We start from the raw sequence: 21,103 nt of genomic DNA, 5'->3' as shown, positions 1-21,103 counted from the left end.
TCAAACCCATCCCATCCAGTCTTCCATGGGTGTCCAGTCGCACGAGACGGCGCGCTTCGCAAGATCGAAACAGAAAAGATTGCCGCCACCCGGCGGTTGATCGCCCTGCCGTGCGATCGGCTTTCCCTCTAGATGGCATTTCAGCAGCGTGCCGACGCCGCCATGGCCGACGAAGGCGATCGGCACGTTCGGATCGTGGCGCGCAAGAACGGCCTCGACATTGGAGACGATTCTCGCCTGCGCATCGATGGCGCGCTCCCAGCCCTTGAAGCTTTCGTGCGGATTGGCAAAGAACCAGTCCGCCGCTTTCTCGAACTCCGGCGGCGGCAGGAAGCCGGTCGCGCTGCGGTCGTTTTCATGCATGGCTTCGATCACCTCGATCGGCGCACCGCTTGCCGCCGCCAAAGCCTCCGCCGTTTCGATCGCCTTGCGCTCGCCGCTGGAAACGATGAGGCCAAGCTTGCCGGCCCAGGGCCGGCTCGCCGCTAGTCGTGCCCGCTCGGCGCCAATGTCGGACAAGCCCCACTCCGGCACCGGCACATTCGGGTCGATCCGCACCTGTGGGTGCGTAACATAAAGAGCGTACATGGATTTCTCAGCGATTGGCTCAGCCGCGGCTATAGACCCAGAGCTGGGCCGGCGGAATGTTACGGACGATGAAGTCGTAATGGCGGATATGATATCGATCCGGTTTGGCGATGATCGGCGAGACAGGTCCGTAGGAAATCTGCACCACCGGGCGGCCTGGCGGCATGCGGTCCAAGAGGCTTTCCAGCAAGGCGACTCGCGCCTTCATGGGAAAATTAAGGAGAGGAATGCCTGAGACGACGGAATCGAAGGTCTGTCCGCGCAGCACGCCCAGCGTCGTATCGAGATCGAAGGCGTCGCCATTGATGAAATTGACGCCGGGGTAGCGGCGGACGAGATGATTGTAGAAGTCGGTGGAATATTCGATGGCGATGAGATTTTGCGGTTCGACGCCGCGAGCCAGGATCGCCTTGGTGATAGCGCCGGTTCCCGGCCCAAGCTCCAGCACCGGCAGGCCGGATTGCGTATTGATGACGCCAGCCATCTTGCGGGCCGTGATCGACGATGTCGGAACGATCGACCCCACGGTCTTCGGCCCTTGCATCATGCCCTTGAAGAAACGGATCTCCTCGTCGAACTTCTTGCCAAGCCGTTCCTTGAGACGCAGCGCCATGCTCTCCCCCCATCAGATGTTACCGTCGCGACTTACATATCGCTTCTCTAGGATCTTGCAACGGAACGACGCAATAACAAGAGAAAATGTCGCAATCGACAAAGGACCAAATAAAAGCGCCCTTGTGCTGATTAAACGCACAAAAGGGCGCTTTAGTTTCCCAGAGCCGGATGATTTCAGGTCTGTTCGACCTGAAATCATCCGGCTCTTAAAGCAAAAAAAGTGGAGCATGATCTCGTCCGAAAACCGCTCACACTTTTCGGCATCATGCTCTATACGCGCATCGGCATCAGCACATAAAGCGCGTCGTCGCCGGCCGTGTCGCGGATGAGCGTCGGCGAGCCGGCATCGGCCAGCAGGAATATGGCCGCGTCGCCGGAAAGCTGTGCGGTGATGTCGAGTAGGTACTTGGCGTTGAAGCCGATTTCCATCGGGTCCATCTCATAGCCGACGGCGACTTCTTCCGTCGCACTTCCCGAATCCGGGTTGTTGACGGTCAGCAGCAGTTGGCCGTCAGACAGTGCCAGCTTCACGGCGCGGCCACGCTCCGAAGAAATCGTCGACACGCGGTCGACGGCCTGGGCGAAGGTCTCGCAATCGACCCGCATTTCCTTGTCGTTGTTGGCCGGAATGACGCGCTGATAGTCCGGGAAAGTGCCGTCGATCAGCTTCGAGGTCATGACGATCGAGCCGATGGTCAGGCGGATCTTGGCGTCGGAGACTTCGACCGTCACGATTGTATCCGGAGAATCCACCAGCTTCTGCAGTTCTCCCACCGTCTTGCGCGGGATGATGATCCCAGGCATGCCTTCGGAGCCGGAAGGCGCGCTGACATCGGCGCGGGCCAGGCGATGGCCGTCCGTGGCGACAGCCCTGAGCTTCAGGTCGCCGCCGCTTTCGATCGTGTGGAAGAAGATGCCGTTGAGGTAATAACGGGTCTCCTCGGTGGAGATCGCAAACTGCGTGCGGTCGATCAGCATCTTCAGATCGGCAGCTTTCAGCTTGAAGGAGTGGCTGAAGCTGCCGGCAGTGAGATCCGGAAAATCGGATTCCGGCAGGCACTGCAGCGAGAATTTCGAGCGGCCGGAGGCTACTGTCATGGAGCTGCCGTCGGTATTGGTGGCAAGAAGCACTTCCGAACCGTCGGGAAGCTTGCGCACGATGTCGTAAAGCAGATGCGCGGGAACTGTGGTGGCGCCGGCCTGTTCGACATTGGCGGGCGTTGCCTCGGTGATTTCGAGATCGAGATCGGTCGCCTTCATGTCGAGGTTTGTGCCGTCGGCTTTGAGCAGCACGTTGGACAGGATCGGGATCGTGTTGCGACGCTCGACCACGCGATGCACGTGGTTCAGCGACTTCAGGAGGTTCGACCGCTCAATTGTAATACGCATGGATGCTACCGCTTTCGACCGTGACTAGCCGGGCGGCCCGAGGCGCCCGAGCGACTGGTTTTCGGACAAGGCCCGAAAGATTGGACAGGCAACTTGGCAGACTTCTCCATCCGAATGCAAGAGGCATGGATCAATTGCCAAGCGCCAATTCGACATTTCGTCGGCAATGCTCCACAGGAATTGCACCGCTCTTGCCGTTCGTGCGCGCCTCGCCCATAAAGGCTGCTTATCCCAGGTGAATTCAGGGCCGGCATGAACGAAGAGCAATCAGGCGGCGGGACGCGCAGTTTCCGCCTGCATAACAATCAGATCCCGGCCCGTCCTCTCGAACCGGCTCTCTATCTCGTCGCGACGCCGATCGGCAATCTCGGCGATATCACTTTGCGGGCGCTGGAGACGCTGGCCGGTGCCGACGTCCTGGCCTGCGAGGATACGCGTGTCACCCGTGTTCTGCTCGACCGCTATGGTGTACAGAACAAGCCCTATGCCTATCATGAATACAATGCGGATGAGGCAGGCCCGCGACTGCTGCAAGCTCTGGAAGCTGGCCGATCGGTGGCGCTGGTCTCCGATGCCGGCACGCCGCTCGTCTCCGATCCTGGTTACCGTCTTGCAGTGCAGGCGATCGAAGCGGGCTATAAGGTCGTTCCCATTCCAGGCGCCTCCGCGCCGCTGGCGGCGCTTGTCGGTTCCGGCCTGCCGAACGATGCCTTCTTCTTTGCCGGTTTCCTGCCCGCCAAGGACAAGGGCCGGCGCGATCGGCTGGCCGAGCTTGCCGGCATACCCGCGACCCTCATTTTCTTTGAATCGCCGCATCGCATCGCCGCGACCCTTGCCGCCGCTGCCGATGTGCTGGGGGGCGAGCGTGCCGGCGCGGTCTGCCGCGAGCTGACGAAAACCTTCGAGGAATTCCGTCGCGGCACGCTCTCCGAACTCGCCGCATTCTATGATGTCGTTGAGAACGTGAAGGGCGAGATCGTCTGGCTCGCCGGGCCGCCAACTGAAAGCGTTGCGGCGGAGGCCGATGTCGATGCCATTCTCGCCGATCTCTCAGGGACGATGCCGACCGCCAAGGCGGCAACGGAGGCTGCGCGCTTGACCGGCTTGCCGCGCAAGGAGCTTTACCAGCGCCTGCTCGACATGAAGGAGCGCCATGGCTGATACGAAGTCCGGGTCTGGCGAGAAGCTGAAGCGGCAAAAAGCTTGGCGTCGCGGCCATGTGGCCGAATATCTCGCCGCCGCCTTCCTGATGCTCAAGGGCTATCGCATCCTGGCGATCCGCCATCGCACCAAGCTTGGTGAAATCGATATCGTCGCTCGCAAGGGCGACCTCGCTATCTTCGTCGAGGTCAAGTCGCGGCGCGGCGCGCAGGAGGCGATCGACGCCGTTTCCTTCTCCTCGCAAAAGCGCATCCGTGCCGCGAGCGATCTCTGGCTCGCGCGGCAACCGGATTTCGCCCGCCTGTCGCAACGCTATGACATCGTCGCCATGCTCCCCGGCCGCTGGCCGCAGCATTTTCCGGATGCGTTTTGAGCACGTCGTTACAGGACCGTCACAAAATCAGCCTATTGCCGGACCGATAAGCGTTCGCGACTTCCGCCGCGCTCACAATGCTATTTCGACAGGCTTCAATATGATCCGCAACACCGTTTCCGCATTCACCGTTCCCTCGCAGGAGGAGCGCAAGAGCTTCCTTTCGCTTGAAAAGACCCCGGCCGTTCACGCCGAGAAGCTTTCATCGCTCGCCTGCCTGAATACGGTGCGCGTCGGCGGGGCGGATGCCAAGGTCGAGGCTCTGTCCTTCCCCCTTACCGTCGCTGCCTGGAATCTCGAGCGCTGCCTGTTTCCGGAGGAAAGTGCGGCCAAGCTGCGGGAAACCGGCGCGCCGCTGATCCTGCTGTCGGAAATGGATTTGGGCATGGCCCGCACCGAGCAGCGCGATCCCACGGCTGTAATCGCCGGCGAACTCGGCATGAACCATGCCTATGGCGTCGAGTTCCTGGAGCTCAGCCTTGGTTCGGAAATCGAGCGTTCCTACTGCCGCGATGATTTCAATGAGAAGGGCTTTCACGGCAATGCCCTGTTGGCCTCCGTCACTTTGAAGGATGCTTTCATGATCCGCCTGCCCGGTGAGGCCGTCTGGTTCAACGACAGCAACGAGCAGCCGCGCGTCGGCGATCGCTGCGCCGTTGGCGCTATCGTGGAGACGGAGGCTGGTCCCATGGTCACCGTTTCCGTTCACCTCGAGAGCGTCGCGACCGCTGCCTATCGCGAGCGGCAGTTGGCGGCGCTGATCGATGAGGTCGAGGCCTTCGCGCCCGGCCTGCCGATCCTGATCGGCGGCGATCTCAACACCGGCAATCACACCGGCGGCGATTATTCGACCGATACGCTCTTCGCGATGGCCGAGGGCCGTGGTTTCGAATGCCATGGCGGCCCGCTCGATCAGACCAGCACACGTCCGAGCCTGATCACCCGCTTTCCCGATCGCGCCATGAAGCTCGACTGGTTCATCACCCGCGGCTTGAAGATCGGCGAAAGCCATCTCGTGTCTTCGCTCAATGGTGAGGGCAAGCCGCTCTCCGACCACGATATGGTCGTCTGCACAATCGAAGGTTTTCCGCCTGATCGCTGCAATCGTTAAAATGCGCGCGGTTTCATGAACCCTGCCGTTACCCCTTCCATGCGAATGAGATCGCAGACGCACATGGAATTTTGGGGGATTGCATGGTCTTGAAACTGATGTTGGCGAGTATGGCGGCCCTTGCCACCCGTGCCGCGCCGATCGTCCTCGCGATGCCGCAGTCGAAGAGCTTCGTGGCAGGCGCCAGCAACGAAATGGAAATGAAGCCGTCGCCGATCGAACCCTCCTGGGTTTTATCAGGCAATCCGGTCGCCCGTATCGCCGAGCACTCGCGCGGCCAGGACGATGCCGCGATGACGGCGCTGTGGGATTGCACCGCGGGTGAGTTCCGCTGGTATTTCGGCTGGGATGAAACCGTGATGATCCTCGAAGGCGAGGTGCATATCACCACGGAAGATGGTGTCGAGCGCACGCTCAGTGCCGGCGATGTCGCTTATTTTGCCGGCGGTACCTGGGCGACATGGCGCATCGATCGCTACCTGCGCAAGGTCGCCTTTCTGCGCAAGCCGTTCCCGAAGCCTCTGACCATGGCTTATCGCCTGCGCAACTTTGTCCGTCAGGGCGGCGCACAAGGACTGGCTGCCTGAGCGGGGCCACTTGAGGGAAGCCATTGAATAGCCGTTGCGTTTGCATGCGGGTCGACCTACATCTGTCCGCAAATTCGAGCGAGGGTTGACTATGGCTGGTATCAAGAATGTTGCGGTCCAGATGGACCATGTGAAAAGCATCAACATTGCGGGTGACTCCACCTTCGCCATGAGCCTCGAGGCGCAGAACCGCGGCTACAAGCTTTTCCACTATACGCCGGAGCGGCTGAGCATGCGCGATGGCAAGGTCTATGCCTCCGTCGAGCCGATGATCCTGCGCGACGTCAAAGGCGATCACTTCGAGCTCGGCGAGCCGGAGCGCGTCGATCTCTCGACCATGGACGTGGTGCTGCTGCGCCAGGACCCGCCCTTCGACATGGCCTATATTACCTCGACGCATCTGCTCGAGCGCATCCACCCGAAGACGCTCGTCGTCAACGATCCGGCCTGGGTGCGCAATTCGCCGGAAAAGATCTTCGTCACCGAATTCGCCGATCTCATGCCGAAGACGCTGATCACCCGCGATCCGGCTGAAATCCGTCGTTTCCGCGATGAGATGGGCGACATCATCCTGAAGCCGCTTTACGGCAATGGCGGCGCCGGCGTCTTCCACTCGACACGTGACGACCGCAATCTCTCGTCTCTCCTCGAAATGTTCGGTCAGCTCTTCCGCGAACCCTTCATCGCCCAGCAATATCTGCCCGACGTGCGCAAGGGCGACAAGCGCATCATCCTTGTCGATGGCGAGGCAGTCGGCGCGATCAACCGCGTGCCCGCTGAGCATGACGCCCGCTCCAACATGCATGTCGGCGGCCGTGCCGAAGCCACCGAGCTGACGGCGCGCGAAAAGGAAATCTGCGCCCGCATCGGACCGGCGCTGAAGGAACGCGGCTTCCTGCTCGTCGGCATCGATGTCATCGGCGACTATATGACCGAGATCAACGTGACATCGCCGACCGGCATCCGCGAAGTCAAGCGCTTCGGTGGCGCCGATATCGCCAGCCTGCTCTGGGATGCGATCGAAGCCAAGCGAGCCTGATCAACAGTTCCCGCCACGCTTTCAGCTGAACGATCTATTCATCTCCCGTATGTCGTTGATTTCGATATGCGGGGTGAAATTTTGTTCGTTTATTGTTCTTGTTTCATTCCTTGTCTTGTGCCAGATTGCAACCCGAAGTTTGCTGATCGGGGCACATAACGGCAAACGGGTTTGGCGACAGGGGATAAGCATGGTAGCGCGCGTCAGTACGGTTGCGTTTCAGGGCATTGAGGGCGTACCCGTCGAAGTGCAGGTGATGATCGCGCCGGGCAAGGTGCTGATGCACATCGTCGGCCTGCCGGACAAGGCCGTGGCCGAGAGTCGGGAGCGGGTTCAAGCGGCATTGCACGCCTCTGGTCTCGCCCTGCCGCCAAAGAAGGTCACGGTCAATCTCGCGCCGGCGGATCTGCCCAAGGAGGGCAGTCACTTCGATCTCGCGATCGCGCTCGGTCTGATGGCGGCGCTTGGCGCGATCCCCGCGGATGCCCTGTCGTCTTACACTGTCATCGGTGAACTCAATCTCGACGGCACGATCGCGCCCGTTGCCGGCGCGCTTCCGGCGGCGATCGCCGCCAATGCCATGGGCAAGGGGCTGATCTGCCCGGCCGAAAGCGGGCCGGAAGCCGCCTGGGCCGGCAAGGAGATCGATATTCTGGCGCCACGCAGCCTGATCGCGCTCGCCAATCATTTCCGCGGCACGCAGGTCCTGTCGCGACCGGAACCGTCAGTCCGTGCCAATGCCGCCAATCTACCCGACCTTGCCGATATCAAGGGGCAAGAAAGTGCCAAGCGCGCCCTGGAAGTGGCGGCGGCCGGCGGCCATAATCTGTTGTTTGTCGGACCGCCGGGTTCCGGCAAATCCATGCTCGCCTCGCGCCTGCCGTCGATCCTGCCGCCCTTGTCGACGAACGAGTTGCTGGAGGTGTCGATGATCCATTCGATCGCTGGCCAGCTTTCCGGCGGCAAGCTCTCCGATCGTCGCCCCTATCGCGCGCCGCATCACTCCGCCACGATGGCAGCACTCGTCGGCGGCGGCATGCGCGCCAGGCCCGGCGAAGTCTCGCTCGCCCATCACGGCATTCTCTTCCTCGACGAACTGCCGGAATTTTCGCCGCAGGCGCTCGATGCGTTGCGCCAGCCGCTCGAAACCGGGGAGTGCGTCATTGCGAGAGCAAACCACCGTGTCTCCTATCCGGCTGGCATCCAGCTTGTCGCGGCAATGAACCCGTGTCGTTGTGGCATGGCCGGTGAACCGGGCCACACCTGCGCCCGTGGACCACGTTGCGCATCCGATTATCAGGGGCGCATTTCCGGTCCACTGCTCGATCGCATCGATATCCGCATCGACGTGCCGGCAGTCTCCGCCGCTGACCTCATCCGTCCGACATCAGCGGAGAGCAGTGTCGATGTCGCGCTCCGTGTCGCTGGTGCCCGCGAACGACAGCGAGAACGCTTCGAACGAGCCGGCATGAAGGACGTCGCCACCAACGCCCGCTGCTCGACGGCAATGATCGAAACCATCGCCGAGCCGGACGCCGCCGGGCTGCAATTGCTGCGCGATGCGGCCGAGAAGATGAAGTTTTCGGCCCGTGGCTATCATCGCATCCTCAAGGTGGCGCGCACCCTCGCCGATCTCGACGATAAACCGACCGTGGGACGAATCCATCTTGCCGAAGCCATCTCCTATCGCATCGCCGGAGAGCGGCTGGCCGCGCATGCCTGAAAATTCGAGACTCTGGCAGCGCCTGATCGTCTTCAGCCTGGCCAAATAGAAAAGGGCGCCGCAGCCCAGCCACTTACCTAAATGTGGAGTCGTTTGAATGATCGGTAGCAATGTCCGTTACAGCATTGGTTGTCGGGGGGTATTGCTGATGCCGGAGATTTTTGCGGAAGACCCAAAGCGGCTTCGACTCACCCTGGCGGACTTGCACTTCGAATAGTCACCAAGCGCGAAGAGTTGGGGATGGGCCTGTCTTTGTCCGTGAGTGCGATGACAACTACGCGTAAATCGCGGGTATGCCCTTGCCCACACAGTAATGACCGGGTTGGGCCGCAGGCGACCTTTCATCTACGCCAGAGTCTTATCCTGGCAGCTAACAGTTTGGCGACTGGGAGTGACAACGTCGTCGAGCGCTCGTGACGGCGGGGCTTTGCATCAGCTATCTGCAAGCGCCTAGCCGTTCTTCCGGGGGCGTCCGCCCTTGGCACCGTTAGCACGGCTTGCCTCTACCTTGGCCGTTGAACGGGACTGACCGCCTCGGCGCTGCGCATCCATGAACTTCGCAGTGCCGAATATGCCGTTCATCAACCCGGAGATGGTAAAATCCACGTCCAAGCTCTCCCAATGCAGGCCGGTGCCGCCGAGAAGTTCGACCTCCGCCAACTGCGCAACGGTTGCATTCTCCAGGCCCTGTATCGATCGGGCAGGCACCATGAACGCAGCGCCGTTGGTAAAATCCACGACGATGCGGCCGGACGCCTCATCGAAACGGGCTGATGCCGGGACGGGCGCGCGGGCGCGTTCCGCCTCCCCCTTCACGGTAGCTTCTCGGTAGTGACGATCTTCAAAGACAACTTCACCCATGGATGCTCTCCCATTTTTCGATGAAGAGGCGCTTGTTCGCCTGAACAATGGCAAGGGCGACGCTTAAATCCCGCTTCTTCATTCCCCGGTTTGATATCACGGTGAGATCAAGGATATTGATGCGGGCTTCCCCATCTCCATAGACATGGGTGTGCGCCGGTTCGTGGTCATCCGTGTAAATAACAAATCGCATTCCTGCTTCGCGGAGAACGGTGACCATGCTCGAAAATAACCTAACAACTTGGGTTTTTCAAGAGCCATAAGGCGCTCGACTACAAGCTGTCGAACGCGAAATTGCACCGACGAAAACTTTTCGGCGATGTGGAACCGCCACACAAATCGATTCCACATTTGAGTAAGTGACTGGGTGCCGCAGCACCCCTTTCCCAATCAATTGCTGCCGTTAACTCAGCCGCCAAGTCCTTCGAACAGCGCCGTCGAGAGATAACGCTCGGCGAAGGACGGGATGATGACGACGATGGTCTTGCCTTCGTTTTCGGGACGCTGGCCGATTTTGATGGCCGCCGTCAGAGCGGCGCCGGATGAGATGCCGACCGGCACGCCTTCGAGCTTGGCGACGAGCCGCGCCTGCTGGAACGCCTCGTCGTTGCTGACGGTCACCACTTCGTCATAGACATGCGTATCGAGAACCTTCGGTGCGAAGCCGGCGCCGATGCCCTGGATCTTGTGGGGTCCGGGATTGCCGCCGGAAAGAACGGGCGAATCCGCCGGTTCGACGGCGACGACCTTGATATCGGGCTTGCGGGCCTTCAGCACCTGGCCGACACCGGTGATCGTGCCGCCGGTGCCGATACCGGAAACGAAGATATCGACCTTGCCTTCGGTGTCGTTCCAGATTTCCTCGGCCGTCGTCTTGCGATGGATTTCCGGGTTGGCGGGATTTTCGAACTGCTGCGGAATGATCGCATCCGGCAGCGACGCGGCCAGCTCTTCCGCTTTGGCGATCGCGCCCTTCATGCCCTTCGGTCCCTCTGTCAGCACCAGCTCGGCGCCGAGCAGCGCCAGCATCTTACGGCGCTCGATCGACATGGTTTCCGGCATGGTGAGGATCAGGCGATAACCCTTGGCGGCGGCGGCAAAGGCGAGCGCAATGCCTGTGTTGCCCGAGGTCGGCTCGATCAGCACGGACCGGCCGGGAGCGATCTTGCCCTGGGCTTCCAGGCTTTCGATCATGGCGACGCCGATGCGGTCCTTCACGGAAGCGATCGGATTGAAGAACTCGAGCTTTGCCAAGATGTTGGCCTTGACGCCCTTCTCCTTCGCCAGCTTGTCGAGGCGGACGAGCGGCGTATCGCCGATGGTCTCGGTGATCGAGGCATAGACGCGGCCGCGGCCGGGTTTGCGGGTGTCGGACATGGGTAGCTCTCCCTATATTGGAATTATGCAACGACAATAGGATCAAACGCGCGCGGAAACCAGAGTGCGCACCCGTTCCTCGCGGGAAGCACGTGAGAAAAGAATCTCCCGAAGGCCTTCCTTGAGGATGTTTTTTTCAGGCGGCGCGCACGGCGATGAAGGCGGCGGTGGTGGCGAGGTCCGAGCCGGGAATGGCGGCAGCGATGAAGAGGGCGCCGCAATAGGCGAACAGGGCCGCGAGCGTCATGAAGCTTTCCTCCTGAGATGGTATTGGCTCTATCGCACCACCTTTGCGTTTTCAAGCGATTGCGCCGATGCAGCGAACATATTACCAAGGTGTTAACGGCCCATCGCAACTGCTTTGCCCAAGGATATCATGTCTTCCGCATTGCTCCTGATCGATCTTCAGAACTCCATCCTGACCGGCCTTGCCACGCCGGAGCGTCAGCCCGTGATAGATGCCGCATTGGAGGGGGTTGTCACCAGGCTGGCGGCGCTGAAGCACAAGACGCGTGCCGCCGGCATTCCGACCTTCATCGTCCAGCATGATGGCACGCCAGGGCATCGCCTGGCCAAGCGCAGCGAAGGTTGGCAGCTGCGCCGGGAAATCGCGCCGGAAGCCGGCGATGCCGTCGTGCACAAGACGAGTTGTGATTCCTTCTTCGAGACGGATCTGGAGGCAAAGCTGCGAGCGCGCGGCGTCACTCATCTTATCGTCGGCGGCTGCATGACGCAGTTCTGCGTCGATACGACCGTGCGGCGTGCTGTTTCGCTCGGCTTCGACGTCTCGCTGACATCGGACGGTCACACGACGGCGGATATGGGCAAACTGAGCTTCGAAGACATTGTCACCCATCACAATATGCTGCTTGACGGCTTCGATGCCGGGTCGCATGAAATCAAGCTGGTTGCATCCACCGAAATCTCCTTCTGAAGCCCTTTCTCCGCCGGAGCCTCCATGCCGCATCTGACCAGCATGATCACCTTTGCCCTGATCGCTCTCGGCATGGTGCTGACCCCCGGGCCGAATATGATCTATCTGGTCTCGCGCTCGATCTCGCAGGGGCCAGCGGCAGGATTGATCTCCCTTGGCGGTGTCGCCTGCGGCTTTCTCTTCTACATGTTCTCGGCCGCGCTCGGCATTACCGCCTTCGTCTTTGCCGTGCCCTTCGCCTATGATGCGCTGCGGCTGGCGGGTGCCGCCTATCTCGCCTGGCTCGCCTGGAATGCGTTGAAGCCCGGCGGCCGCTCGGCCTTTCAGGTGCGCGAGTTGCCAAAGGACAGCACCCGCCGGCTTTTCACGATGGGGCTGGTGACGAGCCTGCTGAACCCGAAGGTCGCGATCCTCTATTTGTCGCTGCTGCCGCAGTTCATCGATCCCGCCGCCGGCAGCGTCTTCACTCAATCCATTGTCCTCGGCTTTGCCCAGATCATCATCAGCGTAACATTCAATGCCATCTTCGCGCTGAGTGCCGGCTGGATCGCAATGTTTCTCACCCAGCGCCCATCCTTCGCGCTGGTGCAGCGCTGGTTGATGGGCACGGTGCTCGCCGGGCTCGCCGTGCGCATGGCTTTCGAGGCGCAGCGTTGATGTGGAGCGTTTCGCTGCCGTTCGCCGCCGGCCTTCTGGTGCTCGCATCGCACTGGAGTGCCGCTTCGGCGGCGGAGGCGGGAACGCAGACGATCGTCTTCATGCGCCATGGCGAAAAGCCCGAGGCTGGTTTCGGCCAATTGAGCTGCCAGGGTCTCAACCGGGCGCTGGCTTTGCCGCCGGTGCTGACAAAGCTCTTCGGCAAACCGGCGGCGATCTTTGCGCCTGATCCATCGAAGCGAAAGGACGATTCCGGCACTTCCTACGATTATATCCGGCCGCTCGCGACCATCGAGCCGACGGCAATCGCCCTTGGAATGCCCGTCGATACCAGCTTCGGCTATGAGGATATCGATGATCTGAAAGCCGAGCTGAAGAAGCCTGCTTATGCCGGCAAGCTGATCTTCGTCGCCTGGGAGCACAAGCAGATCGTCGATCTCGCCCGCCAGCTGATGAGCGAGAATGGCGGCGATGAAAAAGCGGTGCCGAAATGGCATGGCAAGGATTTCGATAGCCTCTACGTGCTGCGCATCGGCGGGGCTAAGGCCGGATCAGGCGCGACCTTCGAGAAGGTGGCCGAAGGCCTCGATGGTCGCTCCGATGTCTGTCCGAATCCGGCTAAATAGTCTTAGAGCACCGGGCGCATGAAGCTGCGCTCGTAGCTGATGATGCAGCGCGTTTCCTCGCCATAGGCAAGCGCGGCCTGGCATTCCGCATCCCCGGGTATTTTGAGCCGATATTCCTCATAGGCGGCAAGGCTCGGGAAGCTGAAAAGCGCCAAGGCGATGTTGTTGGCACCCTCATGCGGCATGAAATAGCCGTGATGCGTGCCGCCCATCCGGTTGACCAGCGGAATCCAGAGCTTGGCGTAATGCTCGAACTGGGCAAGCTTGTAAGGGTCGATGACGTAACGAAGATAGCAGGTGATCATTCGGCGGCCCCCTTGGAAAGATGGTGATTTCTATTCCAGGGCAGGGGGAGCGTCCAGCCGAGATTCATGCCGGCAGCAGCCGCGAGAATGATGGCTGCGCCGAGGATCTGCGCCGGGCCAAGCACATGGCCGAAGGCGAAACGGTCGACCACGATGGCCGCGATCGGATAGACGAAGGAGAGAGCGCCGGTCAGGTGCGTCGGCAGCTTCTGGATCGCGCCATAGAGCAGCACATACATCACGCCGGTATGCACAATGCCCATGGTGATGAGGATCGACCATCCGCCGACATCCCGGGGTGCGGCCGAGAAATCGGTGAATGGCGCCAGCATCAGGATGCCGGTGGACACCTGGATCAGCGCAATCAGGTGCGGCGGCGTGCCCTTCAGCCATTTGGCGGCGATTGCTGCCAGCGCATAGAAGAAGGCCGCGCCCAGCGAAAGCAGGATGCCGATCGCATAGCTTCCACCACCCGCTGCCTCCGCCGGCTTGCCTTCGACGATCACGGCCATGCCGGCGAAGGCGAGGCCTAACCAGAAGAGCTTGGTGAAAGTGATCCGTTCGCCGAGGAACAACGCGCCGAGTCCCAGCAGCATGAAAGGCTGCGTATTGTAGACCGTCGTGGCGATGGAAATGGAGGCGTGGGAATAGGCGGCGAAAAGCAGTAGCCAGTTGAGCACGATGGCGATCCCGCCGCCGACGGCGATGGAAAATGTCTTGAGACTGAGGATGCCTGGGCGCAGTAGGCCCATGGCGCCGCAGATAACGAGCAGCGTCAGCGCGCCGAAGAAGCAGCGCCAGAAGACGACACCGGTCACCGCCTGCCCGGACATCAACACGAACCAGCCGATCGTGCCTGAAATCAGCATCGCCGCCGTCATTTCCACCGTGCCGCGTTTAATCTCGTTCATTGCCCTGGCTCCTGTCTATCTACCCCAATCATATTGCGGCATCGGCGCTGGTGATATAGATTTAGTAAGGTAAATTCGCCGAAAGACCTAAATAACTGAGGTTGAACGATGAGTGCTCCTAATGCGAGCCTTGGTCTTGATGAGGTCGACCAGCGGATGCTGGAGGCGCTGGCGCGCAATGCCCGCATATCGCTGAAGGAACTGGCGGAAGCGGCCGGCCTGTCGTCGCCGAGTGCGGCGGAACGTCTGCGCCGGCTCGAGGAGCGCGGCATCATCTCGGCCTTCACCGTGGATATCGCGCCGGAGGCGATCGGCTATCCCCTGCAGGCGATCGTCCGCATCCGGCCTCTGCCCGGCCAGCTGCACGTCGTCGAGCGGATCATTCAGGAGACGCCGGAATTCATCGAGTGCGACAAGGTCACCGGCGACGATTGCTTTATCGGTCGGCTGGTGGTGCGCTCGATGGGTGAACTCGATGGGATATTGGACAAGATCACCGAGCGGGCAGAGACGAACACGTCGATGATTAAGGCGACGCCGGTCAAGCGCCGCCTGCCGCCGTTATCGCGCTAAAATTCCGCCATTGGCGAGAGCATGAGCGGCCCGGCAATATCCTCTGCCGCTTTGCCGCGCGCCATTAGCGTCGTGTAACCCTCGTAGGGCTGCAGCAATACCTGGCAATCCAGCCGATCCGGAGAAAAGCAGATCTCGATGCGATCGGGTTCGATAGCAAGCGCGGAGACGATGGTCGCCAGCGAAGGGATCGCCATTGACACGACATCGAGAAGCCAGAGAGTCGCGCCATCGAACGTCCATGCGATGACCACCTCATCCCCAAGCGCCGTCAGGCGGATCGCGGAGTTGAAGGAGGCATTCAGGAGAAACATCTCCATCTGCCTGACAACGGCAAATTGGGCGGAGACCGGCTGCCGGTTTTGCAGCAGCATCTTGATCAGGCGGAGATCGTCAGGTGCTTCGAGAGAGAGTTGCCGGGCAGTTGGGTCGGCTTTTTCAAGTTTCGGCATCCCTGCAACGAAGACATGCTGCGGTAGGGAGCGAAAGCCGTAACGCTCATAAAGCGCAGGCTTGTCCGTGAGCAGGAGATCGAGCTCGTAGCCCTCCGCCGCGGTGTGGGCAAAGGCACGCTGCATGAGGTCGCGATAGAGGCCGCGTCCGCGCCATTCCGGCCGTACCGCGCCGGACTGATATCCCGCCGCTTTCACCGGCTTACCGTTGACGATCAGCGGCATGGAGAAGGCGGTGAAATTGGCGACGCAACGGCCATCGGCATCGAAATAGCCGAACGGCATGCTTGTGGGATCGGGGCCGCCCAATCGATCCTGGACGCCGACATCGATCGAAAACGTGTCTTCCAGCAGGCCGACAAGGCCCTTCCATGCAGAAGGATCGCCGAAATAATCCTGCCGCAGGGTCAGGCCATGCGCCTGGACAACATCCGACATCACACGCCGGTCGAGCCGAAACCGCCTGAGCCGCGCGTGGTTTCGCTGATCTCCGCAATCTCGGCGACACGCACCTGCATGACTGGCGCTATGACCATCTGCGCGATCCGCATGCCGCGGGTGATCTCGAACGGCTCCTCGCTGAGGTTGGCCAGCAGCACCTTCACTTCGCCGCGATAGTCGCGGTCAACCGTGCCGGGCGAATTCAGGCAAGTAATCCCATGCTTGAAGGCAAGCCCGGAACGCGGGCGAATCTGCGCCTCGAAGCCTTCAGGAACTTCGAAAATAAAACCCGTTGGAACGAGAACCCGATTCCACGGCGCGACCGTCAGCGTCGCACCGTCGTCGACGGCGGCGCGCAGGTCCATACCGGCCGCGCCCTTGGTCTCGTAAGCGGGCAATTCCAAGCCCTCCCCATGCGGCAGGCGGATGAGGTTCAGGGTCGGAGTGATATCGGTGTGAATGGTCATACGCCAATAGTTTGCGTTCGAAAGCCGTAGGTCAATTGCATTTAGGGCTTTGAGTCGCTAGATACGGCCGCAATTCACAGGATTCACACGCATGGCTGAAAGTCTCGCCGAGGCGGTTTCCCGCCGCCGCACATTCGCTATTATCGCTCACCCGGACGCGGGCAAGACGACGCTCACCGAAAAGCTGCTGCTGTTCGGCGGCGCCATTCAGCTCGCCGGCGAAGTCAAGGCCAAGAAGGATCGCATGCAGACGCGCTCCGACTGGATGAAGATCGAGCGCGAACGCGGCATCTCGGTCGTGACTTCAGTCATGACCTTCGAATATGATGGTAACGTCTTCAACATTCTCGACACACCCGGTCACGAAGACTTCGCCGACGACACCTATCGCACGCTGACGGCCGTCGATGCCGCGGTCATGGTCATCGATGCCGCCAAGGGTATCGAACCGCGGACGCTGAAGCTGTTCGAGGTCTGCCGCATGCGCGACATCCCGATCATCACCTTCATCAACAAGATGGACCGCGAAAGCCGCGATCCCTTCGAAATCCTCGATGAAGTCGAAGAGAAGCTGGCGCTGGATACGGCTCCGATCACCTGGCCGATCGGCCGCTCCAAGACCTTCTGCGGCTCCTATCATATTGCCGCCAACACCGTGCGCGGCTCCGATACCGAGGTCGAGGCGACCAAGGTAAATGGTCCGCAAGCTGTCGCCGACCGCTTGCCGGAAAACGAGCGGCAGGCCTTCATCGATGAGACGGAACTGGCGATCGAGGCCTGCCGTCCTTTCGATCGGGAATCCTTCCTCGAAGGTCATATGACGCCGGTCTTCTTCGGCTCGGCGCTGCGCAATTTCGGTGTTCGCGACCTCATCAACGCGCTCGGCGACTTTGCGCCGCCGCCGCGCGATCAGGTCGCGGATATCAGGACAGTGCATGCGACCGACGACAAGATGACGGCCTTCGTCTTCAAGATCCAGGCCAATATGGACCCGAACCATCGCGACCGTATCGCTTTCGCCCGCATCTGCTCCGGCAAGCTGGAGCGCGGCATGAAGGCCCGGCTGTCGCGCACCGGCAAGCAGCTCGGTCTCACCGCGCCGCAATTCTTCTTCGCCTCGCAGCGTCAGCTCGCCGACACAGCCTATGCCGGCGATGTGGTCGGCATCCCGAACCACGGCACGCTGCGCATCGGCGACACGCTGACGGAAGGCGAATCTCTCGTCTTCCAGGGCGTGCCGAACTTCTCGCCGGAAATCCTCCGCCGCGTTCGTCTCGAAGACGCGATGAAGGCAAAGAAGCTCAAGGAAGCGCTGCAGCAGATGGCCGAAGAAGGCGTCGTGCAGCTCTTTTCGCCCGAAGACGGCTCTCCCGCCATTGTCGGCGTCGTCGGCGCCCTGCAGCTCGATGTGCTGAAAGAGCGGCTGATGGCCGAATACGGCCTGCCGGTTTCCTTCGAAATGTCGCGCTTCTCCGTTTGCCGCTGGATCTCGGCCGACCAGCCCGCCGACCTCGAAAAGTTCGTCACCGCACGTCGCGGCGATATCGCCCGCGACCTCGACGGCGATCCGGTCTTCCTTGCGCAGGACGGCTTCTCGCTGCGTTATGAAGCGGAACGTTACCCGGCTATCAAGATGGCCGCGATCAAGGAATATCACGCCGTCAAGGCGGCCTGATATCGGAGACGTTGCAACCACAGGCAACCGGCCTGTGGCTCATAATGCTACTATTGCGCTGCTGTATTCATCAGCTCCGCGTAGCGCGCCTCGGTGGCGTCATCCAGCGGAAACATGCATTCGACCCGCAGCTCCTGCGTCGTAATCATCTGCGCGGTTCCAACCGTCGTCACCAGTGAGAAAAATCTCAGAACTTGCCCGTCCTTCACGAAGGACAAAGGAATCAGCGGCGCATTCGCGATCGCTGGCGATGTCTGCCATTCGGTATTGACATCCGGATAGGCGAGCAGACTGTCGATAAGCTCCTTCGTCCGTCCGTCGATGACGCGGCCGACGGACTCGCGGAAAACACGCCCCATAAGGCTTTCCGCAGTCTTCTCCCAATCCGCAATGAAAGGCCGCATGCCCGAGGGGTCGAACATGAGATGCAAGAGATTGCGCGGTTTCGGACGTGCGGCCATATCGGTGAAGTGGCCGAAGAAGCGAAGCGTTGCATCATTGGACATCAGCACATTCCAGTAGCGATCCATCACGACAGCCGGGAATGGCTCGTGCTGACGGAGCATGCGTTTCAGCGCATTGGTGACGCCCTGCATCTCTTGATCGTCAAAACTTCCCTCGGAATAGATCGGCGCATAGCCGGCGGCGAGCAGCAGCGTGTTGCGCTCGCGGAACGGCACGTCCAGGGCATCGGCGAGACGCAACACATTCTGGCGACCAGGCGTGCTCCTGCCGCTTTCGATAAAGCTGATCTGGCGCTGCGAGATGCCGGTGTCGAGCGAAAGCTCGAGCTGGCTCTTGCCGCGCGTGTCGCGCCATGCGCGCAGCTGCGGTCCCAACTCGTTCGACAATCTCGGTTCGGCGCGAAGGGAACTCATTCTGTAAAACCTCGCTTCGTTCGTTTGGTGTGGCGGGGCCGTATTGGGCAGCCCCGCCAGCTTCAGTTGTTATGAGAAAGCGACCGGCCCGACCGAGCCGTACCAACGGCGCACTTTCGTCGGGTCTGCCTCGTCCATGTAGAAAAAGTGCGTCATACCCGGTTTGACCGCCGCTTGGGTGCGGTCATTGGGCGTCATGGTCACGGTCCCGCGGAACACTTTCAGCGATCCGGCGTCCCAATATTCGGTGACATCATGTAATGCCGTGAAACCGGTGTCGATGAAGGCGCGCAAGTTCCGGCGAATGGTTTCGCGCCCCTTCCAGTCGGCAATGCCGAGATTGCATGTGGCATCTTCCGCAAGGCAATCAAAGCCTTCGCCGAAGGTCTTGTCGTCGATTTCGCGCCAGAAGGCGAGCAGCCATTGCGGGGCGTCTTTTTTGGTGAATGACATAGTCGTCATGGATTTCTCCTGAGCCTGCCTTTGGAATGATGTCGTGGCCATCGACGCCATGCCGGGCAAAGGCTCTCTTTCGTTGAAGGGCTGAAAAGCTCTTCCTGCAAGAAGATGGTCTTTAAATACACCGGGACGAATGCCGCCCTCAATTACATCAGATGTAATGAAGACCGGCCGATTGTGTCTCATGCTGATCCGATCGGTTCGGATGCGTTTCGTTTTGGAATACTGCCATCGCGATGTTCCATCCAATATAGCGCTATGCCATAGTGCCGCCCCGAGGTCCCCTCGATCAGAATGAGCAGCTTTCATGATGAAATTTCTTGCGGTTCTTGCTCTGGCCTTCGTCGGCCTGATGCCGGTCGCAGCCGAGGCGCGAATCATCACCGATGCGGCCGGACGCACGGTGTCCGTGCCGGATAAGATCAACCGCATTCTGGTGGCCGGGCCGCCAGCCGCCGTCCTGGTTTATGTGCTGGCGCCGGAGAAGCTGGTGGGCTGGGTGCATGCGCCTGATGATGCCGCCAAGGTCTATCTGATGCCGTCGGTGCGGTCGCTGCCGACAATCGGACGCCTGACGGGCAAGGACGGCACGATCAGTGCACAGGCAGTCATCGATGCCAAACCTGATATCATCCTCGATGCCGGCACGGTCGATCCGACCTACAAGGCTCTGGCTGACAAGGTACAGTCCCAAACACATATTCCCTATGTCCTGGTCGATGGCAGCTTTGCCCGCACCGCCGATACGCTTCGCGACGTAGGCGCGCTGATCGGTGTCGAGGATCGCGCCAACAAGCTTGCCGATTATGCCGATTCCGCGATCAAGGATCTGAACGACAAGCTCGCGACGCTGCCGAATGATCCGCGACCGCGCGTCTATTACGGCCGTGGTGCCGATGGCCTCGAAACCGGGCTTTCCGGCTCGATCAATCTCGAAATCCTCGATGCCGTCGGCACGATGAATGTCGCCGCCGCTGCCGGCAAGGGTGGACTTGCCAAGGTGACCGTGCAGCAGGTCGTCGGCTGGAATCCAGATATCATCATCGCCGAGAGCCCGGCTTTCGCTGCTTTGGTAAAGAGCGACCCGCAATGGGCCGGCATCAAGGCCGTCAAGGACGACAAGATCTTCGTGCCGCCGTCTCTGCCTTTCGGCTGGTTCGATTCTCCGCCCGGCGTCAACCGGCTGCTCGGCGTGCGCTGGATGGAGAAACTGCTCTATCCAAAGCTCTTCCGCAGCGATTTTTCCGACGATGTGAAGGAATTCTACAAGCTGTTCTACCAGGTCGATCTGACCAACGATCAGCTGGCGGCATTGCTGAAGGGCATGAAATAACCACTCTGATAAGAAAGGCGTTCATGGTTCGGGAAAACGAAATTCGCGAAAACGAGGTGGCCGTCGAGCCGCCTGCAGCCTCGGACGCCGGCCTCACCTTCATCGGCCACATTTCGACACCCTGGACCTCGCGCATGGAAACGCCGCGCCAGGGCCGGCATGATGGCCCGATCTGCCGGATCGAAATCTTCGAGCCCTGGGTGGCGGCGCTGCAGGGCGTGGAAGCTTTCGAGCGTCTGGAGGTTCTCTATTGGCTGGATCGTTCGCGCAGGGATCTCGTGCTGCAGAGCCCGGCCAACAGCGGCAAGGTACACGGCACCTTTTCGCTGCGCTCGCCTGTGCGGCCCAATCCCATCGGCACATCCATTGTCAAACTGGAAGCGGTCGAGGGGGCCGTACTGCTGGTGCGCGGCCTCGATTGCCTGGATGGTACGCCGCTGCTCGATCTGAAGCCCGATCGCACCCTGTTCAAACCGATCGCGCCGCCGCAGCCTGGAGATTTCCAGACCGGCGACGGCGAGACGGCGCATTACTGCCAGAAGCGAGATGCTTAGAGCGCTTCGTGAAA

The 21,103-nt window shown here is 60.7% G+C and carries 25 protein-coding genes; 13 read left to right on the top strand and 12 right to left on the bottom strand.

What is annotated here, in order from left to right; translation table 11 throughout:
* The 3 genes from AC13RM_RS20645 to dnaN all read right to left on the bottom strand — a co-directional run bounded on the left by AC13RM_RS20645 (position 1) and on the right by dnaN (position 2,592).
* Positions 1-588, bottom strand: coding sequence for a histidine phosphatase family protein (locus AC13RM_RS20645; protein WP_113231790.1), 588 nt, complete (start codon positions 586-588; stop codon positions 1-3).
* A gap of 19 nt (positions 589-607) precedes the next feature.
* A complete protein-coding gene (gene pmtA / locus AC13RM_RS20640; RefSeq protein ID WP_113231791.1) occupies positions 608-1,201 on the bottom strand; it encodes a phospholipid N-methyltransferase PmtA in 594 nt (197 codons plus the stop codon).
* A 272-nt stretch (positions 1,202-1,473) separates the two neighbouring features.
* Positions 1,474-2,592, bottom strand: coding sequence for a DNA polymerase III subunit beta (dnaN, locus tag AC13RM_RS20635; RefSeq protein WP_113231792.1), 1,119 nt, complete (start codon positions 2,590-2,592; stop codon positions 1,474-1,476).
* A 252-nt stretch (positions 2,593-2,844) separates the two neighbouring features.
* Here dnaN and rsmI point away from each other — a divergent pair, with 252 nt between their 5' ends.
* The 6 genes from rsmI (at position 2,845) to AC13RM_RS20605 (ending at position 8,586) form a co-directional block, all read left to right on the top strand.
* Positions 2,845-3,753, top strand: coding sequence for a 16S rRNA (cytidine(1402)-2'-O)-methyltransferase (rsmI, locus tag AC13RM_RS20630; RefSeq protein ID WP_488555474.1), 909 nt, complete (start codon positions 2,845-2,847; stop codon positions 3,751-3,753).
* On the top strand, positions 3,746-4,126 hold the full coding sequence (locus tag AC13RM_RS20625; RefSeq protein ID WP_488555473.1) for a YraN family protein: 381 nt from the start codon (positions 3,746-3,748) through the stop codon (positions 4,124-4,126). Before rsmI ends, AC13RM_RS20625 begins: the two co-directional genes overlap by 8 nt.
* A gap of 100 nt (positions 4,127-4,226) precedes the next feature.
* Complete coding sequence (locus AC13RM_RS20620) at positions 4,227-5,237, top strand: endonuclease/exonuclease/phosphatase family protein (protein ID WP_488555472.1); 1,011 nt, start codon at positions 4,227-4,229, stop codon at positions 5,235-5,237.
* An 83-nt stretch (positions 5,238-5,320) separates the two neighbouring features.
* A complete protein-coding gene (locus tag AC13RM_RS20615; protein WP_488555471.1) occupies positions 5,321-5,824 on the top strand; it encodes a cupin domain-containing protein in 504 nt (167 codons plus the stop codon).
* A 91-nt stretch (positions 5,825-5,915) separates the two neighbouring features.
* On the top strand, positions 5,916-6,863 hold the full coding sequence (gene gshB, locus AC13RM_RS20610) for a glutathione synthase (protein WP_285175483.1): 948 nt from the start codon (positions 5,916-5,918) through the stop codon (positions 6,861-6,863).
* Positions 6,864-7,053: 190 nt separating this feature from the next.
* On the top strand, positions 7,054-8,586 hold the full coding sequence (locus AC13RM_RS20605) for a YifB family Mg chelatase-like AAA ATPase (RefSeq protein ID WP_488555470.1): 1,533 nt from the start codon (positions 7,054-7,056) through the stop codon (positions 8,584-8,586).
* A gap of 450 nt (positions 8,587-9,036) precedes the next feature.
* On the opposite strand, the gene AC13RM_RS20600 is transcribed toward AC13RM_RS20605, so the two are convergent.
* The 3 genes from AC13RM_RS20600 to cysK form a co-directional block, all read right to left on the bottom strand.
* On the bottom strand, positions 9,037-9,447 hold the full coding sequence (locus AC13RM_RS20600; RefSeq protein ID WP_113231798.1) for a DUF2442 domain-containing protein: 411 nt from the start codon (positions 9,445-9,447) through the stop codon (positions 9,037-9,039).
* Positions 9,440-9,667, bottom strand: coding sequence for a DUF4160 domain-containing protein (locus AC13RM_RS20595; protein WP_007535288.1), 228 nt, complete (start codon positions 9,665-9,667; stop codon positions 9,440-9,442). Before AC13RM_RS20595 ends, AC13RM_RS20600 begins: the two co-directional genes overlap by 8 nt.
* Positions 9,668-9,855: 188 nt before the next feature.
* Positions 9,856-10,824, bottom strand: a complete 969-nt coding sequence (gene cysK / locus AC13RM_RS20590; RefSeq protein ID WP_488555469.1) for a cysteine synthase A — start codon at positions 10,822-10,824, stop codon at positions 9,856-9,858.
* Between the two features lie 376 nt (positions 10,825-11,200).
* Here cysK and AC13RM_RS20585 point away from each other — a divergent pair, with 376 nt between their 5' ends.
* The 3 genes from AC13RM_RS20585 to AC13RM_RS20575 are packed head-to-tail and all read left to right on the top strand — an operon-like array spanning position 11,201 to position 13,041.
* On the top strand, positions 11,201-11,758 hold the full coding sequence (locus AC13RM_RS20585) for a cysteine hydrolase family protein (RefSeq protein ID WP_488555468.1): 558 nt from the start codon (positions 11,201-11,203) through the stop codon (positions 11,756-11,758).
* Between the two features lie 24 nt (positions 11,759-11,782).
* On the top strand, positions 11,783-12,415 hold the full coding sequence (locus AC13RM_RS20580; protein ID WP_488555467.1) for a LysE family translocator: 633 nt from the start codon (positions 11,783-11,785) through the stop codon (positions 12,413-12,415).
* Positions 12,415-13,041, top strand: a complete 627-nt coding sequence (locus AC13RM_RS20575) for a hypothetical protein (RefSeq protein WP_488555466.1) — start codon at positions 12,415-12,417, stop codon at positions 13,039-13,041. The genes AC13RM_RS20580 and AC13RM_RS20575 overlap by 1 nt, the downstream gene beginning before the upstream one ends.
* Before the next feature lie 2 nt (positions 13,042-13,043).
* Here AC13RM_RS20575 and AC13RM_RS20570 read toward each other — a convergent pair whose 3' ends face one another.
* On the bottom strand, positions 13,044-13,346 hold the full coding sequence (locus AC13RM_RS20570; protein ID WP_488555465.1) for an NIPSNAP family protein: 303 nt from the start codon (positions 13,344-13,346) through the stop codon (positions 13,044-13,046).
* Entirely contained in the window at positions 13,343-14,257 is a 915-nt protein-coding gene (locus AC13RM_RS20565) for a DMT family transporter (protein ID WP_488555464.1), read from the bottom strand. The genes AC13RM_RS20570 and AC13RM_RS20565 overlap by 4 nt, the downstream gene beginning before the upstream one ends.
* Before the next feature lie 108 nt (positions 14,258-14,365).
* On the opposite strand from AC13RM_RS20565, the gene AC13RM_RS20560 reads away from it, so the two are divergent.
* Positions 14,366-14,830, top strand: coding sequence for an Lrp/AsnC family transcriptional regulator (locus AC13RM_RS20560; RefSeq protein WP_488555463.1), 465 nt, complete (start codon positions 14,366-14,368; stop codon positions 14,828-14,830).
* Here AC13RM_RS20560 and AC13RM_RS20555 read toward each other — a convergent pair.
* On the bottom strand, positions 14,827-15,720 hold the full coding sequence (locus tag AC13RM_RS20555) for a GNAT family N-acetyltransferase (protein WP_488555462.1): 894 nt from the start codon (positions 15,718-15,720) through the stop codon (positions 14,827-14,829). The two genes, AC13RM_RS20560 and AC13RM_RS20555, sit on opposite strands and share 4 nt — an antisense overlap.
* Entirely contained in the window at positions 15,720-16,190 is a 471-nt protein-coding gene (gene dut / locus AC13RM_RS20550) for a dUTP diphosphatase (protein ID WP_488555461.1), read from the bottom strand. Before dut ends, AC13RM_RS20555 begins: the two co-directional genes overlap by 1 nt.
* Before the next feature lie 91 nt (positions 16,191-16,281).
* Here dut and AC13RM_RS20545 point away from each other — a divergent pair, with 91 nt between their 5' ends.
* Positions 16,282-17,865 (top strand): peptide chain release factor 3, encoded by a 1,584-nt coding sequence (locus AC13RM_RS20545; protein ID WP_113231808.1) that lies wholly within the window; start codon positions 16,282-16,284, stop codon positions 17,863-17,865.
* A gap of 50 nt (positions 17,866-17,915) precedes the next feature.
* Here AC13RM_RS20545 and AC13RM_RS20540 read toward each other — a convergent pair whose 3' ends face one another.
* Both AC13RM_RS20540 and AC13RM_RS20535 read right to left on the bottom strand, forming a co-directional pair.
* Positions 17,916-18,743, bottom strand: coding sequence for a helix-turn-helix domain-containing protein (locus tag AC13RM_RS20540; RefSeq protein ID WP_488555460.1), 828 nt, complete (start codon positions 18,741-18,743; stop codon positions 17,916-17,918).
* A gap of 69 nt (positions 18,744-18,812) precedes the next feature.
* Positions 18,813-19,205, bottom strand: coding sequence for a nuclear transport factor 2 family protein (locus AC13RM_RS20535; protein WP_488555487.1), 393 nt, complete (start codon positions 19,203-19,205; stop codon positions 18,813-18,815).
* Between the two features lie 304 nt (positions 19,206-19,509).
* Here AC13RM_RS20535 and AC13RM_RS20530 point away from each other — a divergent pair, with 304 nt between their 5' ends.
* Positions 19,510-20,535 (top strand): iron ABC transporter substrate-binding protein, encoded by a 1,026-nt coding sequence (locus AC13RM_RS20530; RefSeq protein ID WP_488555459.1) that lies wholly within the window; start codon positions 19,510-19,512, stop codon positions 20,533-20,535.
* A 23-nt stretch (positions 20,536-20,558) separates the two neighbouring features.
* The gene (gene tsaA, locus AC13RM_RS20525) at positions 20,559-21,089 is read left to right on the top strand and encodes a tRNA (N6-threonylcarbamoyladenosine(37)-N6)-methyltransferase TrmO (protein WP_488555458.1); all 531 of its coding nucleotides are present in this window, start codon (positions 20,559-20,561) and stop codon (positions 21,087-21,089) included.
* Positions 21,090-21,103 lie beyond the last annotated feature (14 nt).

It is taken from the genome of Martinezella sp. CNPSo 3732 (assembly GCF_057784515.1).
This window is presented reverse-complemented; position numbering and strand designations above follow the sequence as displayed.